The organism is Enterobacter asburiae, assembly GCF_001521715.1.
GTDB lineage: Bacteria > Pseudomonadota > Gammaproteobacteria > Enterobacterales > Enterobacteriaceae > Enterobacter > Enterobacter asburiae.
The window spans coordinates 660,915-687,476 of the sequence record NZ_CP011863.1 but is presented as its reverse complement, the minus strand read 5'-3'; the positions used below and the strand labels follow the sequence as shown (position 1 = coordinate 687,476).

At 55.6% G+C, this 26,562-nt stretch carries 20 protein-coding genes; 5 read left to right on the top strand and 15 right to left on the bottom strand.

All coding sequences use genetic code 11. The features are described from left to right. Positions 1 to 204: 204 nt before the first annotated feature. The 4 genes from pncB to ACJ69_RS03315 all read left to right on the top strand — a co-directional run bounded on the left by pncB (position 205) and on the right by ACJ69_RS03315 (position 6,062). Positions 205 to 1,407, top strand: coding sequence for a nicotinate phosphoribosyltransferase (pncB, locus tag ACJ69_RS03330; RefSeq protein ID WP_059346430.1), 1,203 nt, complete (start codon positions 205 to 207; stop codon positions 1,405 to 1,407). Between the two features lie 166 nt (positions 1,408 to 1,573). Then, positions 1,574 to 2,974 (top strand): asparagine--tRNA ligase, encoded by a 1,401-nt coding sequence (gene asnS / locus ACJ69_RS03325; protein ID WP_029739509.1) that lies wholly within the window; start codon positions 1,574 to 1,576, stop codon positions 2,972 to 2,974. Positions 2,975 to 3,580: 606 nt separating this feature from the next. Then, on the top strand, positions 3,581 to 4,687 hold the full coding sequence (locus tag ACJ69_RS03320; protein WP_054829903.1) for a porin: 1,107 nt from the start codon (positions 3,581 to 3,583) through the stop codon (positions 4,685 to 4,687). Between the two features lie 184 nt (positions 4,688 to 4,871). Continuing rightward, positions 4,872 to 6,062, top strand: a complete 1,191-nt coding sequence (locus ACJ69_RS03315; protein WP_029739507.1) for an amino acid aminotransferase — start codon at positions 4,872 to 4,874, stop codon at positions 6,060 to 6,062. A gap of 48 nt (positions 6,063 to 6,110) precedes the next feature. Here the strand turns inward: ACJ69_RS03315 and ACJ69_RS03310 are convergent, their stop codons facing one another. The 7 genes from ACJ69_RS03310 to cmoM form a co-directional block, all read right to left on the bottom strand. Further along, positions 6,111 to 6,758, bottom strand: a complete 648-nt coding sequence (locus ACJ69_RS03310) for an MBL fold metallo-hydrolase (protein WP_023311009.1) — start codon at positions 6,756 to 6,758, stop codon at positions 6,111 to 6,113. A 20-nt stretch (positions 6,759 to 6,778) separates the two neighbouring features. Then, positions 6,779 to 7,330, bottom strand: coding sequence for a YcbK family protein (locus ACJ69_RS03305; protein WP_023335137.1), 552 nt, complete (start codon positions 7,328 to 7,330; stop codon positions 6,779 to 6,781). A gap of 174 nt (positions 7,331 to 7,504) precedes the next feature. Continuing rightward, the gene (gene ldtD / locus ACJ69_RS03300) at positions 7,505 to 9,328 is read right to left on the bottom strand and encodes a L,D-transpeptidase (protein ID WP_054829902.1); all 1,824 of its coding nucleotides are present in this window, start codon (positions 9,326 to 9,328) and stop codon (positions 7,505 to 7,507) included. Positions 9,329 to 9,505: 177 nt separating this feature from the next. After that, positions 9,506 to 13,957: a chromosome partition protein MukB gene (mukB, locus tag ACJ69_RS03295; protein ID WP_059346429.1), complete on the bottom strand. Its 4,452-nt coding sequence runs from the start codon at positions 13,955 to 13,957 to the stop codon at positions 9,506 to 9,508. Next, positions 13,957 to 14,661, bottom strand: coding sequence for a chromosome partition protein MukE (gene mukE, locus ACJ69_RS03290; protein ID WP_021240871.1), 705 nt, complete (start codon positions 14,659 to 14,661; stop codon positions 13,957 to 13,959). Before mukE ends, mukB begins: the two co-directional genes overlap by 1 nt. Next, positions 14,642 to 15,964: a chromosome partition protein MukF gene (gene mukF / locus ACJ69_RS03285; RefSeq protein WP_059346428.1), complete on the bottom strand. Its 1,323-nt coding sequence runs from the start codon at positions 15,962 to 15,964 to the stop codon at positions 14,642 to 14,644. Before mukF ends, mukE begins: the two co-directional genes overlap by 20 nt. 3 nt (positions 15,965 to 15,967) lie before the next feature. Further along, the gene (gene cmoM / locus ACJ69_RS03280) at positions 15,968 to 16,747 is read right to left on the bottom strand and encodes a tRNA uridine 5-oxyacetic acid(34) methyltransferase CmoM (protein WP_023311004.1); all 780 of its coding nucleotides are present in this window, start codon (positions 16,745 to 16,747) and stop codon (positions 15,968 to 15,970) included. A gap of 124 nt (positions 16,748 to 16,871) precedes the next feature. Here cmoM and elyC point away from each other — a divergent pair, with 124 nt between their 5' ends. Beyond that, positions 16,872 to 17,651, top strand: coding sequence for an envelope biogenesis factor ElyC (elyC, locus tag ACJ69_RS03275; RefSeq protein ID WP_059346427.1), 780 nt, complete (start codon positions 16,872 to 16,874; stop codon positions 17,649 to 17,651). On the opposite strand, the gene ACJ69_RS03270 is transcribed toward elyC, so the two are convergent. The 8 genes from ACJ69_RS03270 to ihfB form a co-directional block, all read right to left on the bottom strand. Next, positions 17,628 to 18,521: a YcbJ family phosphotransferase gene (locus ACJ69_RS03270; RefSeq protein WP_029739503.1), complete on the bottom strand. Its 894-nt coding sequence runs from the start codon at positions 18,519 to 18,521 to the stop codon at positions 17,628 to 17,630. The genes elyC and ACJ69_RS03270 overlap by 24 nt on opposite strands. 142 nt (positions 18,522 to 18,663) lie before the next feature. Further along, positions 18,664 to 19,410 (bottom strand): 3-deoxy-manno-octulosonate cytidylyltransferase, encoded by a 747-nt coding sequence (gene kdsB / locus ACJ69_RS03265; protein ID WP_023311001.1) that lies wholly within the window; start codon positions 19,408 to 19,410, stop codon positions 18,664 to 18,666. Continuing rightward, positions 19,407 to 19,589, bottom strand: a complete 183-nt coding sequence (gene ycaR / locus ACJ69_RS03260; protein WP_006174474.1) for a protein YcaR — start codon at positions 19,587 to 19,589, stop codon at positions 19,407 to 19,409. The genes kdsB and ycaR overlap by 4 nt, the downstream gene beginning before the upstream one ends. A 45-nt stretch (positions 19,590 to 19,634) precedes the next feature. Then, positions 19,635 to 20,864, bottom strand: coding sequence for a winged helix-turn-helix domain-containing protein (locus ACJ69_RS03255; RefSeq protein ID WP_059346426.1), 1,230 nt, complete (start codon positions 20,862 to 20,864; stop codon positions 19,635 to 19,637). Positions 20,865 to 20,908: 44 nt separating this feature from the next. Next, positions 20,909 to 21,886 (bottom strand): tetraacyldisaccharide 4'-kinase, encoded by a 978-nt coding sequence (gene lpxK, locus ACJ69_RS03250; protein WP_059346425.1) that lies wholly within the window; start codon positions 21,884 to 21,886, stop codon positions 20,909 to 20,911. Then, the gene (msbA, locus tag ACJ69_RS03245) at positions 21,883 to 23,634 is read right to left on the bottom strand and encodes a lipid A ABC transporter ATP-binding protein/permease MsbA (RefSeq protein WP_023335128.1); all 1,752 of its coding nucleotides are present in this window, start codon (positions 23,632 to 23,634) and stop codon (positions 21,883 to 21,885) included. Before msbA ends, lpxK begins: the two co-directional genes overlap by 4 nt. Before the next feature lie 36 nt (positions 23,635 to 23,670). Next, positions 23,671 to 25,935 (bottom strand): ComEC family protein, encoded by a 2,265-nt coding sequence (locus ACJ69_RS03240; RefSeq protein WP_059346424.1) that lies wholly within the window; start codon positions 25,933 to 25,935, stop codon positions 23,671 to 23,673. Positions 25,936 to 26,149: 214 nt separating this feature from the next. Beyond that, the gene (ihfB, locus tag ACJ69_RS03235; RefSeq protein ID WP_008499965.1) at positions 26,150 to 26,437 is read right to left on the bottom strand and encodes an integration host factor subunit beta; all 288 of its coding nucleotides are present in this window, start codon (positions 26,435 to 26,437) and stop codon (positions 26,150 to 26,152) included. Positions 26,438 to 26,562: the final 125 nt, after the last annotated feature.

The following is a 26,562-nucleotide window of genomic DNA, read 5'->3' as shown; positions in this document are numbered from 1 at the left end:
GCGCAAAACGCGCTATGCAGAATGTTCATCTTTTCAGGGTCAAAACCCTTTTTTGCTACATTTGTATAACACGGGGCACAAAATGCCCTCGACCATAAAACGCGCTTATGTTGTGATCGGGGTTCAATAAATCACTAAACAAGGTATACTCCGGAGTTGTTTAATGTACTAAACGCTCCTGTGAGAGGATGCTACTGCGCACCTATGACTCAATTCCCTTCTCCAGTTCTGCATACGTTGCTGGATACCGACGCGTATAAACTGCATATGCAGCAAGCCGTTTTCCACCATTACTATGACGTTCACGTCGCGGCGGAATTCCGCTGTCGTGGCGACGACTTGCTCGGTATCTACGCAGACGCCATTCGTGAACAGGTCGATGCTATGCAGCATCTGACGCTGCAGGACGAGGAATATCAGTGGCTTTCTGGCCTGCCTTTCTTCAAAGCAGACTACCTGAACTGGCTGCGCGATTTCCGCTATAAGCCGGAGCAGGTCACCGTGCTTAACGATAACGGCAAGCTGGATATTCGCCTTGAAGGTCCGTGGCGGGAAGTGATCATGTGGGAAGTGCCGCTTCTGGCGGTGATCAGTGAACTGGCTCACCGCTACCGTTCGCCTGAAACAGGCGTCGAGCAGGCGGTCGCCGCGCTGGAAAATAAACTCGCAGCCTTCTCTACGCTGACCGAAGGGCTGGACATGTCCCGCTTCCGCCTGATGGACTTTGGCACGCGTCGCCGTTTCTCGCGTGACGTTCAGGAGGCCATCGTTAAAAGTCTGCAGCAGGAGCCGTGGTTCGTTGGCACCAGTAACTACGATCTGGCGCGTCGCCTCAGCCTGACGCCAATGGGCACCCAGGCACACGAGTGGTTCCAGGCGCATCAGCAGATCAGCCCCGATCTGGCTAACAGCCAGCGCGCGGCACTGGCCGCATGGCTAGAGGAGTACCCGAATCAGCTTGGGATCGCCCTCACCGACTGTATTACGATGGATGCCTTCCTGCGCGACTTTGGTCCCGAGTTCGCTGAACGTTACCAGGGGTTACGCCACGACTCCGGGGATCCGGTTGAATGGGGCGAGAAAGCCATTGCCCATTACGAGAAGCTCGGCATTGATCCGATGAGCAAGGTGCTGGTCTTCTCGGATAATCTCGACCTGGCGAAAGCGGTAGACCTCTATCGCCATTTCAATACCCGTGTGAACCTGAGCTTCGGGATTGGTACCCGTCTGACCTGCGATATTCCTCAGGTAAAACCTCTGAATATCGTCATCAAACTGGTGGAATGTAACGGCAAGCCGGTGGCGAAACTCTCCGACAGCCCGGGTAAAACCATCTGCCATGACAAAGCGTTTGTCCGCGCATTGCGTAAAGCGTTCGACCTCCCCTTGATCAAAAAAGCCAGTTAAGCGCTTACGGGAGCCTTTATGGCTCCCTTCTCCTTATTTATTTCTCAATTCTTCTCTTTTGACTGCGAAATTTACTTGTCTGATAGCGGATGGCAGGTAACATAGATATCCCCCCATAAGGGTGGACAAGTGTTTATTTTTTCCGACTATTAACAGAGAGAATATTATGAGCGTTGTGCCTGTAGCCGACGTACTCCAGGGCCGTGTCGCCGTTGACCAGGAAGTCACCGTGCGCGGATGGGTGCGTACCCGCCGAGATTCTAAAGCTGGCATCTCCTTCCTTGCCGTCTATGACGGTTCCTGCTTTGATCCTGTACAGGCCGTCATTAATAATTCTCTGCCCAATTACAATGATGACGTTCTGCGACTGACAACGGGTTGCTCCGTCATTGTTACCGGCGTGGTTGTGGCTTCACCGGGTCAGGGCCAGAGCTTCGAAATTCAGGCCTCTGCCATTGAAGTCACCGGCTGGGTTGAAGATCCTGACACCTATCCGATGGCGGCAAAACGCCACAGCATTGAATATCTGCGTGAAGTCGCCCACCTGCGTCCGCGTACCAACCTGATTGGTGCGGTGGCGCGCGTGCGTCATACGCTGGCGCAGGCGCTGCATCGTTTCTTCGATGAGCAGGGTTACTTCTGGGTGTCTACCCCGCTGATCACTGCGTCCGATACGGAAGGTGCCGGTGAGATGTTCCGCGTCTCGACGCTGGACATGGAAAACCTGCCGCGTACGCCTGAAGGTAAAGTGGACTATGACAAAGACTTCTTTGGTAAAGAAGCTTTCCTGACGGTATCTGGTCAGCTCAACGGCGAAACGTACGCCTGTGCGCTGTCTAAGATCTACACCTTTGGCCCAACCTTCCGCGCCGAGAACTCCAACACCAGCCGTCACTTGGCGGAATTCTGGATGCTGGAGCCTGAAGTGGCCTTCGCCGACCTGGACGATGTTGCGGGTCTGGCGGAAGCCATGCTGAAGTATGTGTTCAAAGCTGTGCTGGAAGAACGTCCTGACGACATGAAATTCTTTGCAGAACGCGTAGACAGCGATGCTGTGGCGCGTCTGGAGCGTTTCGTCTCTGCCGACTTTGCGCAGGTGGACTATACCGACGCGGTGGCGATCCTCGAGAAATGCGGTGAGACGTTCGAGAATCCGGTTTACTGGGGCGTTGACCTGGCGTCTGAGCACGAACGCTATCTGGCCGAGAAACATTTCAAAGCGCCGGTTGTCGTTAAAAATTACCCGAAAGACATTAAGGCCTTCTATATGCGCCTTAACGAAGACGGTAAAACCGTGGCAGCGATGGACGTACTGGCGCCGGGCATTGGTGAAATCATCGGTGGCTCTCAGCGTGAAGAGCGTCTTGACGTGCTAGACGCGCGTATGGAAGAGATGGGGCTCAACCCAGCTGATTACAGCTGGTACCGCGATCTGCGTCGTTACGGTACCGTACCGCACGCCGGTTTTGGTCTGGGCTTCGAGCGTCTGATTGCCTACGTTACCGGAGTTCAGAACGTACGTGACGTGATTCCTTTCCCACGTACTCCACGTAACGCCAGCTTCTAATCAGTACAAGACTAAAATGGCCAGCTTATGCTGGCCATTATTTTATTCTGTATTGTCAGTTTTCGTCAGCGTAAAGTCAGCATCTTTAAACCTTCACCCCGTCACAACCACTACCTGTTACGTTTTGTTTCCGCGAAATATCTAGCCACAAAAAATAAACCCCATTCTTATTGCGATTATTACATCCTCAAGCGATAGCACAAATTTCAACCGCTTTTACAGCCGTCCAGAAGTCTTTTTGGGGTCATAAGAAAAACAGAGTCGTTTAATATCTGTTTATACGAATCACCTTTATCTCAATTAATCATAAGAAATTCATATATATAGGATAGGTTTTGCCGTTTAATTCGCCAGGCTGGTCTGAAGTTTGAGGTGGTTCACAAAGTTCCCAAAAATACATATTTAGTTACACATAATTTCTTTTGGTTACTTAATCTTGAGAATTGTAGCACTTTCAGGCTAGCGAAACGCTTCGCCGAATGGAAAGATGCCTGTCAGATACATAAAGACACCAAACTCTCATCAATAGTTCCGGAAATATTTATTGACAGAATTTATTGACGGCAGTGGCGAGTGTCATAAAAAAACCAATGAGGGTAATAAATAATGATGAAGCGCAATATTCTGGCAGTGGTAATCCCTGCCCTGCTGGTAGCCGGTGCAGCTAACGCTGCAGAAATCTATAACAAGAACGGCAACAAACTGGACTTCTACGGTAAAGTTAACGCCGAGCACGATTTCGTGACTTCTGGTGATAACACCAACAATAACGACGCTACCTACGCGCAGATCGGTTTCAAAGGCGAAACTCAGATCAACGACCAGCTGACCGGTTACGGCCAGTGGGAATACCGTTTCCTGGCCAACCAGGCTGAAAATGGTGCTCAGACTAACAAAAACCGTCTGGCATTCGCTGGCCTGAAAGCGGGCGATGCTGGCAGCATCGACTACGGTCGTAACTACGGTATCGTTTACGACGTAGAATCCTACACCGATATGGCGCCGTCCTTCTCTGGTATGACCTGGGGCGGTAACTATGTTGATAACTTTATGACCAGCCGCAGCACCGGTCTGCTGACCTACCGTAACAGCAACTTCTTCGGTCTGGTTGACGGCCTGAGCCTGGGCGTTCAGTACCAGGGCAAAAACGACCGTACTGACGTTAAAACCTCTAACGGTGACGGCGTAGGCTACTCTCTGGGCTACGATTTCGGCGAAGGCTTCGGTGCAATCGCATCTTACAGCAACGCTAACCGTACTCTGAATCAGAAAGCTGACGGCGAAGGCGACAAAGCTGAAGCATGGGGTCTGGGTCTGAAATACGATGCCAACAACATCTACCTGGCGACCACCTATGCTGAAACCCGTAACACCACCCGTACCGGTTCTAACGGTGACGCTGGCTTCGCTAACAAAACGCAGAACTTCGAAGTTGTTGCTCAGTACCAGTTCGATTTCGGCCTGCGTCCAGCCATCTCCTACGTGCAGACCAAAGGTAAAGACCTGGCTGCCGTCGGTGGCTTCAGCGGTGGCGATGCAGATCTGGCTAAATTCATCCAGGTTGGTACCACTTACTACTTCAACAAAAACTTCAACGTGTGGGCTGACTACTACATCAACCTGCTGGACAAAGACTCCGACTACGCGAAAGCTGTTGGCGGTCTGAACGGCAACGACGATATGGCTGCTGTAGGTGTGACTTACCAGTTCTAATCAGAACACCACTTTGTTATATGCTTAATGAACAGGGCTTCGGCCCTGTTTTTTTATGGGTGACAGAAAATAATGGCGACTTTTGAAAAGCCGCACGCTTTTCGTCGCAAACGGTTGGCATTTTGTAAATCTACCGTTAACCTGATAGCGGATTTCACTTCTGTAATCACAATGGAACTTCGTCATGTTTGAGAACATTACCGCCGCTCCTGCCGACCCTATTCTGGGCCTGGCCGATCTGTTTCGTGCCGACGACCGCCCTGGCAAAATCAACCTGGGTATTGGTGTATATAAAGATGAAACCGGCAAAACTCCGGTACTGACCAGCGTTAAGAAAGCTGAGCAGTATCTGCTGGAAAACGAAACCACCAAAAACTACCTCGGTATTGATGGTATCCCTGAATTTGGTCGCTGCACTCAGGAACTGCTGTTCGGTAAAGGCAGCGAAATTGTGAGCAGCAAACGCGCTCGCACAGCACAAACCCCTGGCGGTACCGGCGCGCTGCGCGTTGCGGCGGATTTCCTGGCGAAAAACACCTCTGTTAAGCGCGTATGGGTAAGCAACCCAAGCTGGCCGAACCACAAGAGCGTGTTTAACTCTGCGGGTCTGGAAGTGCGTGAATACGCCTACTACGACGCAGCAAACCACTCTCTCGACTTTGACGGCCTGCTGGCGAGCCTGAGCGAAGCGCAGGCAGGTGACGTGGTGCTGTTCCACGGCTGCTGCCACAACCCAACCGGTATCGATCCGACGCTTGAGCAGTGGCAACACCTGGCGAAGCTGTCCGTTGAAAAAGGCTGGCTGCCGCTGTTTGACTTTGCCTACCAGGGCTTCGCCCGTGGTCTGGAAGAAGATGCCGAAGGCCTGCGCGCGTTCGCAGCCGTGCATCAGGAGCTGATTGTCGCAAGTTCTTATTCCAAGAACTTCGGTCTGTACAATGAGCGCGTAGGCGCCTGTACGCTGGTTGCAGCTAACGAAGAGACCGTCGATCGCGCGTTCAGCCAGATGAAATCGGTTATCCGCGCTAACTACTCTAACCCACCGGCACACGGTGCGTCTGTTGTTGCCACTATCCTGAGCAACGATGCGCTGCGCGCTATCTGGGAACAAGAGCTGAACGATATGCGTCAGCGTATTCAGCGCATGCGCCTGCTGTTTGTGAACACCCTGGCTGAGAAAGGCGCGGACCGCGACTTCAGCTTTATCATCAAACAGAACGGCATGTTCTCATTCAGCGGCCTGACCAAAGAGCAGGTTCTGCGTCTGCGTGAAGAGTTTGGCGTGTACGCAGTGGCCTCTGGCCGCGTGAACGTTGCTGGCATGACGCCTGACAACATGGCGCCACTGTGCGAAGCGATTGTCGCCGTACTGTAATTTGCGTCCATAAAAAAGCCTGCGTTATGCAGGCTTTTTTTATTCTGGTTACCAGACAGGCATCTCATCCTGAAGGAACGGATTATGGAGCCGTTCATAGCCCAGCGTCGACATCGGACCGTGTCCAGGGATAAACGTAACGTCATCACCCAGCGGCAATAACTTTTGTTTAATCGACTGAATCAGCTGGCCGTGATCGCCGCGCGGAAAATCGCTGCGTCCTACGCCACCTTTGAAGATCACATCGCCGGAAATCAGCAGACGGGACTGGTCATCAAAGAAGACGATATGGCCTGGCGTATGCCCAGGACAATGCAACACCTGTAAAGTCACATTCCCTACGTTAACGCGCTCTCCTTCGTTCAGCCAGCGATCGGGCGTCAGGGGCTGACACTCATCAAGGCCAAACATGCGGCTTTGGGCGGGTAACCCCTGCAGCCAGAACTCATCTTCTTTTTCCGGGCCGATCACCGGCACACCGTAGTGTTCAGCCAGTTCAGCGGCAGCACCTACATGGTCAAGATGACCATGAGTGAGCAAAATCTGCATCAGCGTGACGCCGCTTGCTGCGACTTCCTGCTTGATTTTCTCAGCGTCACCGCCGGGATCGACAAGCGCGGCCAGTTTAGTCTGTTCGCACCAGATCAATGAACAATTCTGGGAGAACGCGGTAACCGGAATAATACGATAGTTCATACTGCTCCTGTGTTTCGTTATTACCAGTGCCGAACCGGACCGGTATCAATATGCACAAAGTTGCTGCTGGGGTAATATCCTACACCACCTGCGCGCATAGATAACGCGGCTTTGCGAATATTGGCTAACGAAACGCCTTCAATATGGAAATCCATTGCCTGGCCCTTCGTGTGATAGCTTTTTTTCGCTACCCCACGACTGTGGGCGCGCAGTTCATTATTGGTATCAATTGAGCGATAGCCAGAAATGAGCTGAACCGGCTTGCTGGTGCCCAGCAGGCCCTGAAGGCGGAAAATCTGATCAAACAGTCCTGGATCGATGGCTTTTATTTTATTCGCGCGGAAATCACGGAAAAAATGGTTAAGTCTTGCTAATTCATCCTGAATATAGCCTCTGCCATCAAAAAACTCCGCTTTTAGCGACTCACCGGTATGAAGATTGTTGAGCGTTAAAACTCGCGGACGAGGTGTCGAGAGGGTGGCAAATGCTGGCGTCGGCAAGATGGCCGCTGCGCCAAGCGCAACACCACCTAACGCCAGCAGTTTGCGGCGATTAGCGTCAAATTTGTCCATGATAATCAGGTCTACAGGTAAAAGAAATCGTAATATGCTTAGCGCACGAAGGGCACCTTAACTGGCAAAACCAGGTACGTCAAGGCGCCCAACCCCAGTGAATACGCGGCTTGCAGCGATATAGCCCCTTATTCACCATAACTTACGACAATCATTTTTCCCGAACTACTTCATTTACCTGATTAATTGTTCCGCTTTTGGCAAAATTTGTGCGCCGGATCGCGCGGTGAGATCATAATTGTAAATATCTGTACGATACTGGGTACGCCCGTCTTCGCCCACAAACGCCGTCAGATAGTAAAGATTGACCGGAATATTGTGGCGAATATTAACGTAACGCGTATCCCCCTGTTTCAGGGCATCCGAGATGCGCGTATCGTTCCAGCCCGCATCTTGCAATAGCATATTGGCCAGCTCCGAGGCTTTGTTCACACGCACGCAGCCAGAACTCAGCGCGCGCGTATCTTTCTGGAACAGGTTGTGGTTCGGCGTATCGTGCAGATAAATAGCTTCTGAACTCGGCATGTTGAATTTGTAGCGCCCTAAAGAGTTATGCGCTCCGGGAGCCTGCTGGAAGCGGAACGGCAGATTCGACGCTGTAATCGTCGACCAGTCGACCATATAAGGATCGATGGCCTCTTTACTGTTCCATCCACGCATCACCGTATAGCCATGACGTTCCAGATAACCCGGATCGTTCCAGACCTTCGGCAGAATGTCTTTTCGTGCCAGGGTCGGCGGCACGTTCCACGGCGGGTTAACCACCACGTTATTCAGCGCGCTGCTCATCATCGGTGTTTTACGATCCGGACGCCCGACAATCACGCGCGACGCCAGTTTTTCGCTACCATCCTGATAATAGACCAGGGAATACGCCGGGATGTTTACCATAATCCCGGTAGAGAGCGTTCCCGGCAGCAAGCGCAAACGCTGAATATTGAGCGCCAGCACCCCTGCCCGCTGCGCAGGCGATACGTTCAGCCAGTCGCGCGTCGTCTGGCCAATGACGCCATCGGCCCCCAGTCCCTGAGCGGCCTGGAACTGTTTAACGGCCGCTACCAGCTCGCGATCGTAAGCCGCGGGTTTGTTGCTCAGAACAACGGCTTTCTTCTCTTTCACGGGAGCTGACGGGCTGACGGCGACGCTTTGTGGATCGTCACCCGGAAGAGCAATCTTTGGCCCGCCTTCCAGAATACCGGAACGCATCAGGATCTCGCGCAGGGCAGGAACATCGCTGCTCCACTGCCCCGGACGCAGCGTCGCGGTACCGCGCATTTGCGGCCATGGACGCGTGTCCCCCACCAGCGCGAGGAGCGACTGGTGCAGAGTGGCATAGTGTGGATGCGCCGGTGCCAGGCTGGCAATAAAGCGCGGCAGTTCGCCATTGTCCAGCGCGAGCTGCCACTGGTTAATCACCGACAGCGCCGGCGTCGCCAGCTTGTAAGGCTTATCGCTGTACAGCCAGCGGTTGCCATTGACCGGAATACCCGCCACGAACTGCAGGTAGCCCATCATGGCATCGGAAAGCACCACATCACGCGCCTGCCCGGTGACGGCAGGATCGGTTAACAGCTCAACCCACTTTGTAAACTGCGGCTGAAACCCTGCAATCGCAACCTCTGCCAGCTGCTGCTGGAAGGCACGCACGGCATCGCGATTTTCCCACATCGGTTTCATATCGCGGGCAGCATAGAGGAGCGTGAGCTGGTTGATATAGACAGGCGTATAGCCTGACGGCAGCCCCGACTGCAGCTGCTGACTGAGCGATTCTGCGTCGATGCCTTCCGGAAGCGGTTTAATACCGGCCATGATAGCCGTCGCCGGAGACTGCTCCAGCGGCTGGGACAACGACGTTGGCTGAGCGCCTGTCGTTGCCGAGCTGTCAGTCGGCACAATTTCAGGCTCGTCGGCCTGGGCGGTTAACAGCGGAGCAAACATCACTGCCAGGCATAAACTCAGCGCAGACAGCTGACGACCACATTCTTTCTTTAGCAACATCCCTTGCCCCCTGTTTTCACGACATGCCCATCACGTGGGGCTTTCTTTCATTATAGGTAGACGGCTAAGCTGTTGCCTTACCTTATGTAAAGAAGTTTAAAGATAACGCAGCCCCAAGCACAAGTTAAGTTTAAAAAAAAAGCGGCGCCAGTGCGCCGCTTCGGGTCAGAACATGCTTCAGGAAGCGTCCGCCGTGGTTTCCGGCAATGACTCTGGCGGCTGCGGCGCAAAGCCACGCAGACCGACAACGTGAACGTGTTCGCTGTTCTGGAACACTTTACGCACCAGTTTGTAGGTGGTGCCCTTCTCGGGGCTGATGTTCTCCGGCGCCGCAATAATGAGCTGCATATCGAGACGTTCGCAAAGCTCGAACAGCGTGGCAATCGAGCGGGCATCAAGACGCGCCGCCTCATCCAGGAACAGCAGTCGGCACGGCGAGATGTCTTTGCCGCGCAGGCGACGCGCTTCATCTTCCCAGCTCTGTACGACCATCACCAGAATTGACATCCCGGTACCGATCGCTTCACCGGTAGAGAGCGCCCCGGATTCCGCACGCAGCCAGCCGTCTGAGCCACGGTTTACCTCAACTTCCATTTCCAGGTAGTTACGGTAGTCAAGCAGCTCTTCACCGATGGTCTGCGGCGTACGTTGCCCCATATCAATCTGCGGGTTCAGGCGCTGATACAGCTTCGCCAGCGCTTCGGAGAAGGTCAGACGGTTGCTGTTGAACAGATCCTGATGCTGCTCGTGCTGCTCTGAGAGCACTTCCAGCAGCGTCGCGTGGGCCTCACGCACGTTGACGTTGAGGCGCACGCTGTTCACCTGGCCAAACGATACGCTTTGCAGACCCTGGTTCAGCTGGCGGATACGGTTCTGCTCGCGCTGAATGGTTTTGCGAATGATGTTCGCCACGCTGCGGGAGCTGATCGCCAGCTTCTGCTCGCGGGAGGTCAGCTCCTCCGTCAGGCGACCCAGCTCGATTTCCATCTGTTCGATGGCTTCAACCGGATCGTCGGTACGGATGATGTCCTGACGAATACGCTCGCGCAGGTGCTGGTAAACCGCCACGAAGAACTGAATTTTACGTTCCGGACGTTTCGGATCTTCCGACATGCGCAGCACGTCGCGCAGGTGTTCGTTATCCGCCACCGCCAGACGCAGCGCACCCAATGCCTTATCCGACATGGAGCGCAGCTCATCGGCAGAGAGATACGCCAGCTCGCGGCGGTGCAGACGACGCTCAACGTTGTTGTCTTTCACCATGCGCATCACCGCGCACCAGCCCGCCTTGGCGGTCACGACCTGCTCGCGCATTTCGTGATAGTCGCGTTCCAGCTTGCGCAGGCGACGGGTCAGGTTATCCATTTCCGCTTCGCAGAAGGTCAGCGCTTTTTCCAGCTGATTACGACGCGCGCGGTTATTGCTGAGCTGCGAATGCAGCTCGTCACGACGAATACGCGCGCGCTCTTCTGCCCCGCTGTCGGCGCGAACGCCGATGTCCTGAAGCTCTTTCTGCAGATCGTTTAACAGCTCTTTCTTGGTATCGAAGGAGCTTTTCAGCGAGGCCAGCACCTGGTTGTACTGGTTGAGCTGAGCGGAATGGCTGCGCATTGCTTCGCGGGCGCGAGTACGTTCCGCTTCCGCCTGCTCAAGGCGCTGACGCAGTTTTTCGTTCAGGTCGCTGTTACCGCTCAGCATTTCAGCCGAATCGGAGTAGCCAAAGTGCGCGCGACGCTGCACCACTTCCGTCAGGGCAAACGCCTGCTGACGCGCTTCGCGCTGCACCTGCTGCGACCAGGCATAATCTTCTTTTAACTGCTCGAACTGTTCCGGGTCGCTCTGCAGGACAGACACGACGGGCTCCAGCTTCGCAAGCTGATTGCCATGCTGCTGAACGAAACGCGCGGCTTCCTGCGCTTCATCCAGACGCTCCTGGATCTCATCCACGCGGTCAGCCAGCGTGTCATCCGCCAGCAGATTCAGGCGCGGCAGAATGCGGTTAAGGGCAGAGACGCCCTCTTTTGCCTGTTCAAACTGAACGCGACTTTGCTGGTTATCACTTTCATGGCTTGCAATCGCACGTTCCAGCTCGCCGCGGCGGGTATTGAGCTTGCGGATTTCGGCTTCCGGATCCGCGTCAAACGCAACGGCGAGATGGCTGCCGATAAAGCGGCTGAACGACTGATGCAGACGCTGGGTTTTCTGCACGTCAAACGACAGGGTCGCAAAACGTTCAGACAGCGTTTCACGCTCGGCGTGCAGGCTCTCGATGCGGCTTTCGCGCGCGGCGCGGCCAAACAGCGGCAGCTCAGGGAAGCGGGAGTAACGCCACTGACGGTCGGCAATTTTCACCACCACCGCTTTTTCCAGCTCGTCGACGCTGAATACGCTGTCATCGAACGACTGCGGATCCCCTTCGATCAGATAGAGATCTTCCGGGCAATCTTCCAGGCCGGCAAGCTGATCAGAAATCAGCGACAGATCCGGGACCACAATCGCGTTGCGGGATGGACCGTACAGCGCGGAGAAGTACGGGGCATCGTCAAGGCCAACATCGTCATAAATCTCGGACAGCAGCACGCCGCCAAAACGCTCCGCTAGCGCATTCAGGCGCGGATCTTCTGACCCGCCCGGCTGGCTTAAACGCTCAATTTCTTCATCGACGTCGCGCTTGCGGGCACCCACTTCGTCACGCTCAACGATGGCTTCGCGCTCGCGCTCCAGCAGCTGCTGCAGGTATTCGGTCACTTCCTGGCTGGATTCGAACTGCTCGCCGCACTGCTCGCTGAGCTGGTTCAGGCTGCTTTGAGCCGCCAGCCAGACCGGCGCTCGCTCCAGGAGCGTCTTCGAACGGGACTGAATCTGCTCCAGCTCCTGACGCAGGGTCATACGCTGTTCGCTGGCGTTTGATACGGTATCGGACAGGGCCGCAATACGCGCTTCCAGCTCCTGATGCAGGGCCTCAAGCTCGTCGAAATCGTAATTTTTTCCCTGACGCTTGCAGAATTCCGCCAGCAGACGCTCGGCTTCCTGCTGCTCGCGCAGGCGCTGCTCAAGCTCGTTCAGACGCATACGCAGCGGCTGAACCTGCTCGGCCAGATGGCGCTGGTTCACACCGTCGCGCAGCAGTTCACGGGCAACGTCCCAGGCTACGTTACGCGCCAGCGGGCCGTTAATTGCGACCACCAGCTGATAAGCCTGTTCAAACTGGCTGTGCGCCGTTTGCGCGACGCTCATTTTCTGTTCAAGGGAGAGCAGTTTCTCGGTGGCTTCCTGCTCTTTGGCCTGGAAGGTATCCAGCCACTCGTCGGCGCTGTCCGGCGTCAGGTCAGGCAGATGGCACAGCTCTTTTGCACGCTGTAATGCCTGCAGTGCCTGGGTGTACTGAATCGCACGCGTCTGCTGCACGTCAAGCGCCTGCTGGTAATCGGCAAGCTGGCTTTTCAGCTCATCCACTTCCAGCTCGGCCGCTTCGGCGCGGGCTTCGTTCTCTTCCTGCATGTCGGCGGCTTCAGCCACCACTTCATTTTGCTCTTCGAGACGAATCTGCAGCTCATCGAGATCCGCTTCATAGCGCTCGATTTTTTCCTGCTGACGCAGCGCGGTCTGCACCAGGTTCAGGTGATCGCTGGCGGCCTGGTAATCGGCTTCCAGGTCGCCTTCAGCACCGTTGTGCTCGCCCAGCTCGCGCGCCATTTCGACGTGCTTGTACTGCTCGGCCACCAGCTGTTTACGGGAGGTAAACAGCTCGCGGCGGTATTCTAATGCCTGATCGAGATGCACCCGGCGCTCGTTGGCGTGGCGCATGTAGTCCGCCGCCACGTAGTTGGTGGCTTCGCTGATCAGATGTTTAAACAGGTCGCGGTCAGACTGGGTAACGCGAATCGCTTCCAGCGTCATGCGGTTTTCGCGCAGCGCCGCTTCCATATCCTGGAAGGCCTTACGCACGCCGCTGTTTTCCGGCAGCAGGTAGTCGCGCAGGGAGCGGGTAATCGCGCTGGAGATACCGCCGTACAGAGATGCTTCGATCAGGCGGTAGTATTTACTACGGTCTGATGCGGTGCGCAGACGACGCGCCACCACGCCCAGATCGAACATCAGCGAGTGGTAGTCGGTAATGGAGTTGAACTGCTTGAACTGTACGCCTTCGATAGCTTCGAGCTTGTCCTTCAGCTCCTGCAGCGTCAGCACGCGCGCCTGACGTTCGTTCAGGGTTTCCGTCAGCAGCGCCGTCGGCTGCACGGACGTTGGCAGCCCCTGGATCGCAAACGGTTTGATATCCACTTTACGGTCGCGACCGGCGACCTGCTGCAGCCGCACGCCCACCACCACACGCTGATGACGGGAGTTAATGACGTCCAGAACCGAATAACAGACGCCGGCCTTCAGCTTACCGTGCAAGCCTTTATCACGGGAGCCGCTTGTTGCCCCCGCTTCGGTGGTGTTACGGAAGTGAAGCAGCGTCAGGTCAGGGATCAGCGCCGTAACAAAGGCCGCCATGGTGGTGGATTTACCCGCACCGTTACCGCCGGAGAGCGTCGTGACCAGCTCATCCAGATCGAACGTTCGGGCAAAGAAGCCGTTCCAGTTAATCAGCGTCAGTGAGCGAAATTTACCGCGTTCAATCATTACTCTTCCTCCCCGCTATCCGGCAGATTCTCTTCATGCTCGTCATTGAGCTGCAAATGGTTTTCCACCGGCATCGCTTCACCGTCGCGGATCATGCGAAGCTGCGCTTCACGCGCGTCATCGCCCGCACGCACGTCGGCGCCGAAGCGGAAGACAGATTCCGTGATGCGGAATTTGCTGCTGTCGTGGCCCATAAACCAGACCATCCCCAGACGACGCAGACGGTTCAGGGAAGAGCGAACCTTTTCCTGTAATTTCTGACGGTCAAGATCCGACCCCGTGGAGCGGTTGTTCACCAGCTTGAGCAGCTTGCCTTCATCTGCCAGCGTCAACAGCTCGTCGTAAAGTTCCTGCTGGGTGAAGATCCCTTCATTCGCCAGACGTTCCGGACTGAGGTAGAGGTAGCAGAGAATTTTGCCGACCATCATATCCAGCTCGGAAAGCACGGAACGCGGAATCAGCGTCGTGGAGCGCGGGCGCAGGTAGAAAAACCCTTCCGGCGCGCGGATAAGCTCCACGTTGTAGCGTGCGTAAAACTCTTCCAGGTACTCCTGAAAGTCCATCAAAAAGGCGTGATTATCCAGCTCGTCTAAGCCAATGTGACGACCGGCACGCAGCTGGCTGTCCAGCGCCGGAAATAACGGATTCGCCAGCGCCTGTGCCAGCTTAACGGGCATCACTTGTTCAATATTTGTCAATGACATGCGCCTGTACCTTGGCTCCGTAATCGTTAATTGGCTGCCACTTCGGCGGCAGTCCGGTGAAATCTGCTTGCGCGACGCCCAGGCGCACCGCCTGGTCTACCACAATGCGGGCAATGTCGAAGTGGCGCGCGCGTGGATATTGCGCCAGATAGTCGCGAACCACGAGACCAAGATCCAGCGGCACTTGTCTGGTTTTGTAGACAGCGAGCTGTTCTTCGATCATCGCCGCAAGCTGCTCGCGAATTTCGTTAAATTCTTCGTATTCCAGATCCGGCGGCAGTTCACCGGTCACCTCTTCATCGCGCAGCGCCATCTCTTCGTCGCGCATATCCAGCAGACGATCGGCATTGGCGTAGGTCAGCGCCCACGGCGCATCGAAATAGGTCTGCACCGACTGACGCAGACGCTGAGCAAAGACGCGGTTTTTATCCATATCAATCGCGGTACGGATAAATTTATGCACGTGTCGGTCGTAGCCGATCCACAGGTCGATCGACTGCTGGCCCCAGCTGATAATGCGGTCAAGCTTACTCTGCAAATCGAACACCAGGCGGTCGATAAAATGCAGATCGTCGTGCGCCAGCGTCGCATCCTGGATGCGCAGCAGGTTGGCCTGCAGCTTGTCCCCTGCGGCTTCCAGCGTATCCTGGAGTTCGCGCAGCGTGCCGGAGGTTTCTGACAGCAGAAGTTCACAGCTGGAGATGGCCGCTCGCCAGTCTTTATTCAGCAGCTGCGCGATATCGTCTTTCACCTGCTGCTGCTGTTCGTCCATCAGGCGCTGGGTGAGATCGATACTGTCGAAAATCTCGGCCACCGAATATTTCAGCGGCGCGTAGACGTTACGGTGCCAGTGGAATTCGTCACCGTTTTCATCCGCCGCGTCGGCGGCGCGCTTAAGCTCACCCGCCACGATCGAGAGCTGCATGGAAAGACGCAGCGTGGAAAATTCACGCTGGCGGATGTAGTAATCGGTGATGCCGATGCCCAGCGGCGTCAGGCGATAGATGGCGTTTCCTTCCGCCTGCTCGCTGGTAAAGCGGTTCAGCAGACGTTGACGCACCATATCGTTGATCGCGTTGTTGGCACGCACGCTAATGGTTTCGCTGGTTTGCTCAAACGCATCACTGACATGGCGGAACGCATCCACCAGTTCACCCTCGCTCATTTCAACGTCCAGCCGTTCGCCGTTCAGCGTGGCAACCGCCAGCAGGAAAGAGAGTCTGTCTACCGGCAGCGAGATGGAGAAATCGTTTTTCCTGGCCCAGGCAACCAGTTCGGGGACTGTCTGGGAAAATTCACTCATAGGTTATCCTTGCATCTGCGGCTTGTGCGCGGTGACGTGAATATAGCGGCCAAGGCTGATAAAAGGCTCCTGACGGCAATACCGCGTTTCTAATTCTGTTAAGGTGTCAAAACAGTCACGCTGTTTGTGTTTTTCACGCAGATAATCATGAAACACCCTGACGCCCGTCTTCCCGACGATCTGCCAGCCAATCGCTTCCAGCCAGCCATAAACCTGCTGTGGATCGCGCGGATAGTCCGGGGAAAGCGTGCGCTTTTTCTTTTTGGGCATCCCGACCTGCACATAGTCGAAGTTTCCTGCAACCATGTTGTGCATCAGGAAGCCGTTAGCATTGTAGAACATCAGCGACAGCGTGCCGCCCGGGCGCAACATCGACCACAGGGTTTGTAACACGCTTTGCGGATCGGCAACCCACTCCAGCACCGCATGAAACAATATCAGATCAACCTGGGTTTCCAAATGCTGCGCGATGTCCTGAGCGGCGCATTGTATAAAATGCATGTTGTCGCTCACACCTTTCTCTTCTGCAGCACGCGTCGCGCGGGCGACCATTTCAGCAGAAAGATCGCAAAGAGTGACGTGATGACCGCGCTCGGCCATTTTTATCGCCGTCTGCCCTTCACCGCCACCGGCGTCCAGCACGCGCAACGTTTGCCCGCCAAAGGTAGCCAGGATGGTGTCCAGATCCTGCCAGAGGATCGTCTGACGGAGCTGCCCTTTCGTGGTGCCATAAATGTTGCGCGAAAACTTTTCCGCGATGTCATCAAAATTGCGATCCCGCATTGGGAGAGTTCCACTCGCTAACTGCAAAACCGCTATTTTGTCACACCCGCGCGGAGAATGAACCTCTCTGGTGTAATATCACGGGTAATCACCTGCTATATGGTCAAAAAAGGAACCAAAAAGGATGCTTTTTACCCTTAAGAAATACTTTGGAGGGATGATGCTTCCCCTTCCGCTGCTGCTCATCATCATCGCGCTGGGGCTGGCGCTGGTGTGGTTCAGTCGCTTCCAGAAGAGTGGCAAAACGCTTATCACGCTCGGCTGGTTTGTTATGCTGCTGCTGAGCCTGCAGCCGGTCGCGGATGGTCTGCTACGACCCATCGAAAACAAGTACCCAACATGGCAGGGAAATCAGAAAGTGGCGTACATCGTGGTGCTGGGCGGTGGATATACCTGGGATCCTGACTGGGCGCCCAGTTCAAACCTGATCAACAACAGCCTGCCACGGCTAAACGAAGGCATTCGCCTCTGGCTGGCAAATCCGGGATCAAAAATGATCTTCACCGGCGCGGCAGCCAAAACGAACCCGGTGAGTACGGCTGAAGCGGGCGCCAGGGTCGCAGAATCACTCGGCGTGCCGCGCTCCTCAATTATCACTCTGGACAGCCCAAAAGATACCGAAGAAGAGGCTGCCGCAGTGAAGCAGGCAATTGGCGATGTCCCGTTCTTACTGGTGACCTCCGCCTCACACCTGCCACGCGCGATGATTTTCTTCCAGAAGCAAGGCCTGCATCCGCTTCCCGCACCGGCAAACCAGATGGCCATCGACGCGCCGCTTAACCCGTGGGAACGGGCGATCCCATCCCCGGCGTGGCTGATGCACAGCGATCGCGTCGGTTATGAGACGCTCGGACGCCTCTGGCAGTGGCTGAAAGGATCGTCAGGCGAGCCAGGGCAGGAGTGATTTTGTTGCCAGATCGAAATTTGCGCGATTAAAACGTCCGGTGTTGACCAGCTGCGCGACTTCGTCCCAGAGCAGGTAAAGCCAGCGCCTCCAGAGAAACGCTTCTGCAACGGGCGCGCGTTGAAGGTAGTGCCACAGCAAACCTTCCGCCGCCCCGCTGTCGCTGAGCCTGAACAGCTCGTATTCGCGCGGAGCCCAGAGCATGATCCCCGGCCCCAACATCGCCAGAAGCTGATCGCTACGGGAGTCTTTGAGCATGCTTCGCAGGGTGAAATTACCGTGGATCAGCACGCAGTTGTCATTAAAACCGTCGAACAGCGCCGGTAAGCACTCGCGGGTGCGAAACAGAATACGTTTGTCCTGCATGGTTAAACCGGTATTGTTGAACTGGTTAAGCGTTCCCCACAGCACTTCCACCCGCTGGCGATACCACAGCGGCCACAGGTTTTCCTGAGTGCTGTCGACCGGACCGACAAGCCCGCGGCTATCCTGACGATGCCAGGCCAGCAGCGCCTCGACAATCTGGTCTTTTAACTGCTCCCAGCGTTCCGGCGTGCGCGCGGGCGCTTCAACGGGCACGCCGCGTAAACGCTCAATCAGCAGCACGTCCGGGCCGGGATGTTCCTCGTGGGTCATCACGCCGTACACCGTCGGCATCCGGACGGTTCCCTCCCGCGCCAGCATCGACATTTTCCATGCAAGCTGTCTGGCAACGCCCGGCGAGGTGAAACTTCTGGCCATCAGCGGCATTGGGTTGCCCTGACCGTCATACAACGACCAAAGCGCGGTATCGGCCTTTTCACTCACGCATTCGATCCGACTTAATTTCTCACCCAGCAGATGGCTAAGTTCGGCACGCAGCTGTTCCATATGAGATTACCCCCATTAAGACTACTGCTTTTATAATGAGCGTCCTTAAGGGAGATGTCACCCGGAAGAGATCAATTAGGGAAAAAGAAACGGGAATTAATGGGGAGAGGACATCCCCCCGTCAGGAGGGATGCAGGCGATATTAGCGCAGCTCGGCGCGGACGCGCTCAAGATCTTCCGGCGTATCAACGCCCGTTCCAGGCACTTCGCTGGCAACGGCAACGTGAATTTTTTCGCCGTACCAGAGCACGCGAAGCTGTTCCAGCATTTCGATATGCTCCAGCGGACTCGGCGCCCAGGTAACATATCGACGGATAAAACCGGCCCGATAGCCGTAGATCCCAATATGACGCAGGAAGGTATCGCCGATGGTCTCTTTAGAGAGCGCAAAGCGATCGCGATCCCACGGGATGGTGGCGCGTGAGAAATAGAGCGCATAGCCTTCGGCATCCATGACCACCTTCACCGCATTCGGATTGAATGCCTCTTCAGCGTGGTGAATAGGCACCGCGAGCGTCGCCATACCAACCTGACGCTGAGCCAGGTTTTCTGCCACCTGACGGATAATCACCGCCGGAATCATCGGCTCGTCACCCTGCACGTTAACGATGACCGTATCATCACTGAAGCCACATTTCTCAACCACTTCCGCCAGACGCTCGGTGCCGGACTGGTGATCGGCGCGGGTCATGCATACCTCACCGCCTGCTGCCTCAACCGCACGGGCGACGTCAGGATGATCGGTAGCAACAATCACGCGATCGGCACCGGATTCACGCGCACGCTCAAGGACATGCACAATCATCGGCTTGCCGTTGATATCCACCAGCGGTTTACCCGGCAGACGCGTTGAGGCATAACGCGCAGGAATAATGACAACAAAACTCATGGTTTGCTCTCTTCTGCCACCAGGGAACGAGCTTCATTTTCCAGAAGTACCGGAATGCCGTCACGCAGCGGGAAAGCCAGGCTGTCCAGCTTGCAGATCAGCTCCTGTTTGTCCTGGCTGTAGTAGAGTTTGCCGTTGCATACCGGGCAGGCAATAATTTCAAGTAAACGGTGATCCATAGTTCCTCCGTATGGGTAATCGCTAAAGCTTAACACATTCCCTTTTCAGGGAGTGCCTGTTTCCCAGCCACTTCGACAGGATGTAAACAGCCCGTCGGGTACCCGGCCCAGCGTCACGTCGCGGGCACCCTGCCAGCACGCGAATTCGCTAATGGCGGACGTTAACCCTTTTTCCAGGCTCGCCGTCACCCTGATGCCCTCTTCCAGATAAAGCGCAATGATTTCAAGCGTGCCGGTCTTGCGGTGCATTTTGGCGTCCATGCGCCCGACCAGTTGCCCCTTATGCAGCAGCGGGAGTACAAAGTAACCATACTGGCGCTTTGGGGCCGGGGTATAACATTCCAGCCGGTAGCTAAAATCGAACAGCTGCTCGGCGCGTTTTCTGTCCCAGACGACCGGGTCGAAAGGCGACAACACCGCACTGTGGGTTGCCTGAAGTTTCCCCTCCAGGGCCTGAGGCAGTAGCGGGAGGAGATCCGCATGCAGCCACATTTCGCCCAGCGTTTCCACCGTGACGGGAATGACGCGCTGTTCGCGTTGCCAGATGTCCAGCAGCGGTTTCAGCGCGGGCTGGCGAAGGCGGTAATAGTCTGCCAGCCATTGCGTGCGGAAAATCCCCAAGCTGCGTGCGCTGTTCTCCAGCATGATGGCCTCGGCCGCCTCCTGGGTAAGCAGGTCACGCTCGTCGTCCCAGTGCGGCATCACGCGATGCGTCAGGTCGTAGACGCGCTGAAAATTACGCCGCTCAATCACCATGACTTTGCCAGAGGTAAACAGCCCTTCGAGATGACGTTTATGCGGCTTCCACTCCCACCAGCCGCTGGTGCCTTTGCGCGGGTGTTCAAAATCGGCGGAGCGTACGGGACCGTTATCCTGAATATGCGCGATAAGCTGCTCAATTTCAGCCGCATGTTCCAGCATCCACGCCTGACGGTATTTCCAGCCCATCTTTTCCGGGGCAAGCATACGGTGGCGAACCAGGGCAAAATCGCTGCGGGGCAGGAAGCAGGCTTCGTGCGCCCAGTACTCCATTAACTCCCCTTTGCTGAGCGCCTCATCCAGCCACTGCGAAGGATAATTTCCCAGACGGCTAAACAGAACCAGGTAAGGGCTACGGGCAACAATGTTAATGGTGTCGATTTGAAGCAGCGACATGCGCTGAACGGTCGAGAGAATATCGGCAGGCTGCGCGCGGCGGCGGGGCTTTTTAAGCAGCCCCTGCGCGGCAAGGTGTAAATGACGTGCGGCTGAAAGTGAGAGTTGCGGTAAAGACATGCTTTTTCCTGTCAGTCAAAGCGCCACCAGAACCGCGTAAGCGTTTATTTCACCAACGCAATCAGTTCCTTGAGCAAACGTTCCGGCTGCTCGCCGCTGAGTTCAGCGTCAACCGGCAGATACCACCAGTTTTCTTTCGCGAAGGCACGGCATTTCACCGCATCTTTTTCGGTCATGATCAGAGACTGCCCGGGTACGGTCAGGGCGTCTACCTGCCCTTCCACCAGCGCCTGGTGGTCGGCCAGCGGAACGCGTTTTTCAAGCCGGGCACCACACTGTTCCAGCGTCGCGAAGAAGCGCGGCGGATGGCCAATCCCCGCCATCGCCACCGGTGAAGGCAGCTCAGCAACCGACCGGCGTTCCCCCGTCACCAGGTTGATCGCCAGACCCGGCTGAAGGTGCATCGGGATTTCACCCGCGTTTGCCTCACCGCCGTTAACAATCACCGCATCAACGGACTTAAGACGCGAAGCGCGTTCGCGCATGGGGCCAGCCGGCAGCCACCAGCCGTTACCGAAACGGCGAACACCGTCGATGACCACAATCTCTTTATCACGCGCCAGGGCGTAATGCTGCAGGCCATCGTCAGTGATAATGATTTGTACCGCGTGTTCGGCAAGCAGAGCCTGAACGGCGTCGCTGCGCACCGGGGAGACCGCAACCGGTGCGCCGGTACGCTGGAAAATCAATACCGGTTCATCACCCGCTTCGGCAGTCGTGGTTTCCGCCGTCAGCAGCAGCGGATAACGCGCCGCTTTACCACCATACCCGCGCGATACCACCCCCGGGCGGATACCGCGTTTTTGCAATTGCTCCACCAGCCAGATCACCACCGGCGTTTTACCGTTGCCGCCCGCCGTAAGATTACCGACAACCACAACCGGAACCGGCGCGCGCCAGGCACGCTTCAGCCCCAGGCGGTATAGCAGACGGATAGCGCCGCTCACCAGGCCATATAGCCAGGAGAGCGGCAAAAGCAGCAGCCACAGCGGAGATTCACCGGACCAGATGCGTGCAATCATTGTTGGCCAAACTGCATCTTATGAAGCTGAGCGTAAACGCCGCGGTGTTCCAGCAAATCGGCATGGCTTCCGCGTTCAACAATGACGCCATCCTCAACCACGACGATTTCGTCAGCCTGCTCGATAGTCGATAGACGGTGCGCAATCACCAGCGAGGTACGGTTCTTTTGCAGCTCATCTAGCGCGGACTGGATAGCGCGTTCAGACTCCGTATCCAGCGCAGAGGTCGCTTCGTCCAGGATCAGAATCGGGCTATCGCGCAGCAGCGCACGCGCAATGGCGATACGCTGTCGCTGACCGCCGGAGAGCAGTACCCCGTTCTCACCGATTATCGTATCCAGACCGTTATCCATCTTGTTGATAAAGTCCATTGCGTAGGCCATACGCGCGGCGTTCTCAATCTGTTCGCGGCTGTACTCATCAGTGCGTGCGTAAGCGATGTTGTTGGCGACCGTATCGTTAAACAGATGCACGTTCTGAGAGACCAGCGCAACCTGGTTACGCAGCGACTGCAGGGTATACTCCCGTAGGTCATGACCGTCTAACAGGATCTCACCTTCGTTAATATCGTAGAAACGGGTCATCAGGCTGGCAATAGTCGATTTACCCGAGCCGGAGCGGCCCACCAGCGCAACGGTTTTACCCGCCGGAATAGACAGGTTGATATTACGCAGGGCAGGCACTTCACGGCCTGGATAGGTAAAGGTCACGTTGCGGAATTCGACGTCTCCGTTTGCACGCTCGATAACGCGCTTACCTTCATCCTTTTCCTGTTCGGAATCCAGAATGCTGAACAGTGTCTGACAGGCGGCCATCCCGCGCTGGAACTGGGCGTTCACGTTCGTCAGGGATTTTAGCGGACGCATCAGGGCGATCATCGAGGAGAAGACCACGGTGATGGTACCCGCCGTCAGCGTCTCCATCACGCTCGGGAAGCTTGCCGCATAGAGGACGAATGCCAGCGCCAGGGAGGCAATCAGCTGAATAATCGGATCAGAGATGGAAGAGGCCGAGACCATTTTCATCCCCTGAAGACGCATTTTGTTGCTGACTTTATCAAAGCGTTTGGTTTCGACGTCCTGACCACCAAAAATCAGAACTTCTTTATGCCCTTTCAGCATCTGTTCCGCGCTGGTCGTCACCTGCCCCATCGTGTTCTGCATATTCTTACTGATATTGCGGAAGCGCTTTGAGACGACGCGGATGGCAATAGAAACTATCGGCGCCAGAACGATAAGGATGATCGACAGCTGCCAGCTGTAATAGAACATCATCGCGAACAGGCCGATGATTGACGCACCCTCACGCACAACGGTGATCAGCGCGCTTGAGGACGAAGAGGCGACCTGTTCTGAGTCGTAGGTAATACGGGACAGCAGCGTCCCGGTAGACTGCTTGTCAAAGAACGAAACCGGCATGCCCATCATGTGGCTGAACAGGCGACGGCGCATGGTCATCACCACTTTCCCTGATACCCAGGAAATACAGTAGCTGGAGATATAGCTGGTGATGCCGCGTAAGATCATCAGTCCGATAACCACCAGAGGCATCCATAGCAACACTGAGCGATCCGTTTTACCAAAACCGTCGTCCAGTAACGGTTTGAGAAGCGATAGCATAAAAGTATCGCTGGCTGCGTTGAGGATTAACGCTACTCCCGCCACGATCAGGCCTGTTTTAAAGGGCGCAATCATCGGCCAGAGTCGGCGGAAGGTTTGCCACGTGGAGAGATCTTTGTCGTTATGCATTCAAAAAACCAGCATTCGTTGAAATAGCCGCATATTCTACCCGTTATCGACGGGCGCGCCAAACCACTGATGATACCAAACGGGTAAAAATTGCTCTCGCAAGCGCCGGATTTGCCAGTGATGTTGCGAGAATGTCACCGATATTTGTCCAGAATGAGGGGTATCGTGCCAGATATACCCCTCTTTTCGATAACGACGGACAACTTTTGCCGACGGGAATCGCCATGCGTTATACCGTGCCGCTGAATCCAGGGCGATCTGACCTTCCACCCGCTGCACCAGCGGCAATGAAGAAGAAGTATTGCTGCCATGATGGGGCACCTGTATGAGCGTGGACGTGAGATAACGCCAGTAATGGCTAAGCATAGCCTGTTCCGCTTGCGCTTCAATGTCCCCCGTTAGCAGAACGCTCTGCTCACCGTCGTCCACCTTTACCACACAGGAATGGTTATTTCCCTGAGCAGGGTAATTTTCAGGGGGCCAGTGGGCGGTGAAGGTAAGTCCCTGCCATCGCCATCTCTGCCCGCGAAAACAGGGGCGATGTCCCGCCTGGTGCAAGGGGCTTATTACCCACACGTCCGGCCACGCTTTTTGCAACGATGCGAGTCCTCCCGCATGGTCGAGGTGTTCATGACTGAGAATAACGCCTTCAGGCCGCAGGTGATGCCAGCGAAGCCACGGGATAATTAACCGCTGAGCGCTATCCCCGCCCGGCCAGGCAAGCCCGGTATCATAGAGAATGGCTTTCCCCTGCCGTTCAACGACCATCGCCAGCCCCTGCCCTACATCCAGCATATGCAGCGTCCAGCTCTCGTTTTTTTCCGTTCTCCAGAGAGGAAATGTGAGTAAAACACTTCCTGCAAGGCAAACGGCAGGAAGGGTTTTCCAGGCACGAAAGCGCCAGCCGATGATGATAAGCCAGGGCAGTAATGTCATGTACTGCCAGCGTTGGTCGACATTTTGCCAGCCGTCAGGCAGGCGCATGAGGAGCCAGAACAGCCCCGCAAGTGACTTATTGGCTGCGAACCAGACAACGCTTTCCGGTGCCGCCAGCGGTAGGAGATGAAGCAGCATGCCGAGCAGGATCAGCGGCACGGAGACAAACGTCACCAGGGGAACGGCAAAGAGATTCGCGACCAGGGAGGAGATGCTGAAGCCATGGAAAATCAGAACCTGTAGCGGCATCAGCAGCATCAGCATACCGACCTGCAGATAGATCAGGTTCAGCAGCGGCCGTATACGTCGTGCCCGGTGCCAGCCTGGAAGAGGCAGCCACTGAAACCAGAAAATCAGCGCGGCGACGGCAAATGCAGACAAGAGCAGACTCTGCGAGAGTATGGCTAAGGGATCGCTTATCAGGATCGCCGCGATACAGCAACCCCATACCTGCCATGGAGACCATTGCCGGGCAGCGATCCGCAACATTGCAAGCACAGTAAGCGCGATGACCGTTCGTAGCGCAGGTGGTTGCAAACCGGTAAGCCAGGCGTAGAAAGCGGCAAAGCATAACCCGGCCAGAAGAGGCATTTGCCAGTGGACCCGGTGGCTGGGTAATAGAAACTGAAGCCCACGCGCGAGTAACCAGGCGAGGGATGCCGCCAGCGCGATATGCAGACCCGAAATCGCCATCAAATGTAGCGTCCCGGTTTCACGCATCAGGTCTTTTATTTCCCGGGGCACATCCAGACGTTCCCCCATTCCCAGTCCGAGGATAACCGCCCCCCAGCGGTAAGCAGAAAGTCGGTTTTGCAGTGACGTCAGGTATTGCGCTCGCAGGCTGCAGCGCCCATCGACGAGTTCAGCATGGGTAAAGTGACCGCTCAGCGTTTGATGACGGGCAAAGGCGCTGCGCTGAGAATCATATCCGCCGTCGTTCAGTTCGCCGTGGGCAGGCCTGAGCCTGAGCGTCATGGTCCAGCGCTGACCGGCACACGCTTTTTGTGGCAGATAATTGCCATACAGCGTTACGCCGGTGGAGGCCCACCAGCGCTTGCCCTCTACGCTGAGAATGTTGCCCTGATGCTGCGTTGAGCCATCTGTGGCGGTGATCGCTACCTCAGCCTGCGCAGCCCCCGTGGTTAAATGCTGCATTGGCCAGACGCTCTCCTTCGCAGCCAGAATACCCCACACGCAAAATAACAGCGTGATACCCGCATACTTCAGTCGTACATTTCGCCGTGCGGCCAGCACGACTCCGCCAACAATCATTATCCACACGGTATGACGTGATGGCAGTTCAGGTAACCAGAGTAACGGGGCTATCGCCAGAATGGCGCAGATGCTAAGCGCGGGAATTCCCATTGCTACCTCCCTGTTTCAGAGGGGCAGTATGTAATCAGGCAGAGCGATTTGTCAGATGGGAAAAGTACATTTTACAGCGCGCGCTGTGCTGTTTTTATCGGTTTGCAGAAAACAAAACGGAAAATGCGGGGTATCTTCAGAATGAAAGCGACAGAGACAAAAAAAGCACCCGCAGGTGCTTTCTTTCGAACCCAGTTTAACCTGCTGGCTAAACTCAGTTGCCGTAAATATTGGCGCGATCGCGCAGTTCTTTACCCGGCTTAAAGTGTGGAACGTACTTGCCTTCCAGCTCGACTTTATCGCCAGTTTTCGGGTTACGCCCGGTACGTGGAGCACGATAGTGCAGAGAAAAACTACCGAAACCGCGGATTTCAATGCGCTCGCCCTGGGCAAGAGTGGAGGCCATATGCTCCAGCATCTCTTTTACGGCATCTTCCACTGCCTTGGCAGGGATATGCGGTTGCTGACTGGCAAGTCTTTCAATCAATTCTGACTTGGTCATGATTCCTCCGGTTCCTTTCAAACCAATTAGCTGAACAGCTCATTAAACAAGGGCGGCCGTAGCCGCCCTTTGTTATTGATTACAGGACGAATCCTGCAATCTGTCAAGTTTGCTCCTCATCCTTC

Bases quoted from the DNA above. Each gene is read 5' to 3' on its own strand.
- ycaR (WP_006174474.1), bottom strand. From the start codon at position 19,589: ATGGATCACCGTTTACTTGAAATTATTGCCTGCCCGGTATGCAACGGC.
- mukB (WP_059346429.1), bottom strand. From the start codon at position 13,957: ATGATTGAACGCGGTAAATTTCGCTCACTGACGCTGATTAACTGGAAC.
- ACJ69_RS03255 (WP_059346426.1), bottom strand. From the start codon at position 20,864: ATGTCTTTACCGCAACTCTCACTTTCAGCCGCACGTCATTTACACCTT.
- ACJ69_RS03305 (WP_023335137.1), bottom strand. From the start codon at position 7,330: ATGGACAAATTTGACGCTAATCGCCGCAAACTGCTGGCGTTAGGTGGT.
- cmoM (WP_023311004.1), bottom strand. From the start codon at position 16,747: ATGCGGGATCGCAATTTTGATGACATCGCGGAAAAGTTTTCGCGCAAC.
- ACJ69_RS03310 (WP_023311009.1), bottom strand. From the start codon at position 6,758: ATGAACTATCGTATTATTCCGGTTACCGCGTTCTCCCAGAATTGTTCA.
- ACJ69_RS03320 (WP_054829903.1), top strand. From the start codon at position 3,581: ATGATGAAGCGCAATATTCTGGCAGTGGTAATCCCTGCCCTGCTGGTA.
- ldtD (WP_054829902.1), bottom strand. From the start codon at position 9,328: ATGTTGCTAAAGAAAGAATGTGGTCGTCAGCTGTCTGCGCTGAGTTTA.
- kdsB (WP_023311001.1), bottom strand. From the start codon at position 19,410: ATGAGTTTTGTTGTCATTATTCCTGCGCGTTATGCCTCAACGCGTCTG.
- msbA (WP_023335128.1), bottom strand. From the start codon at position 23,634: ATGCATAACGACAAAGATCTCTCCACGTGGCAAACCTTCCGCCGACTC.
- ACJ69_RS03270 (WP_029739503.1), bottom strand. From the start codon at position 18,521: ATGGAACAGCTGCGTGCCGAACTTAGCCATCTGCTGGGTGAGAAATTA.
- mukE (WP_021240871.1), bottom strand. From the start codon at position 14,661: ATGTCATTGACAAATATTGAACAAGTGATGCCCGTTAAGCTGGCACAG.
- lpxK (WP_059346425.1), bottom strand. From the start codon at position 21,886: ATGATTGCACGCATCTGGTCCGGTGAATCTCCGCTGTGGCTGCTGCTT.
- ihfB (WP_008499965.1), bottom strand. From the start codon at position 26,437: ATGACCAAGTCAGAATTGATTGAAAGACTTGCCAGTCAGCAACCGCAT.
- elyC (WP_059346427.1), top strand. From the start codon at position 16,872: ATGCTTTTTACCCTTAAGAAATACTTTGGAGGGATGATGCTTCCCCTT.
- mukF (WP_059346428.1), bottom strand. From the start codon at position 15,964: ATGAGTGAATTTTCCCAGACAGTCCCCGAACTGGTTGCCTGGGCCAGG.
- asnS (WP_029739509.1), top strand. From the start codon at position 1,574: ATGAGCGTTGTGCCTGTAGCCGACGTACTCCAGGGCCGTGTCGCCGTT.
- ACJ69_RS03315 (WP_029739507.1), top strand. From the start codon at position 4,872: ATGTTTGAGAACATTACCGCCGCTCCTGCCGACCCTATTCTGGGCCTG.
- ACJ69_RS03240 (WP_059346424.1), bottom strand. From the start codon at position 25,935: ATGGGAATTCCCGCGCTTAGCATCTGCGCCATTCTGGCGATAGCCCCG.
- pncB (WP_059346430.1), top strand. From the start codon at position 205: ATGACTCAATTCCCTTCTCCAGTTCTGCATACGTTGCTGGATACCGAC.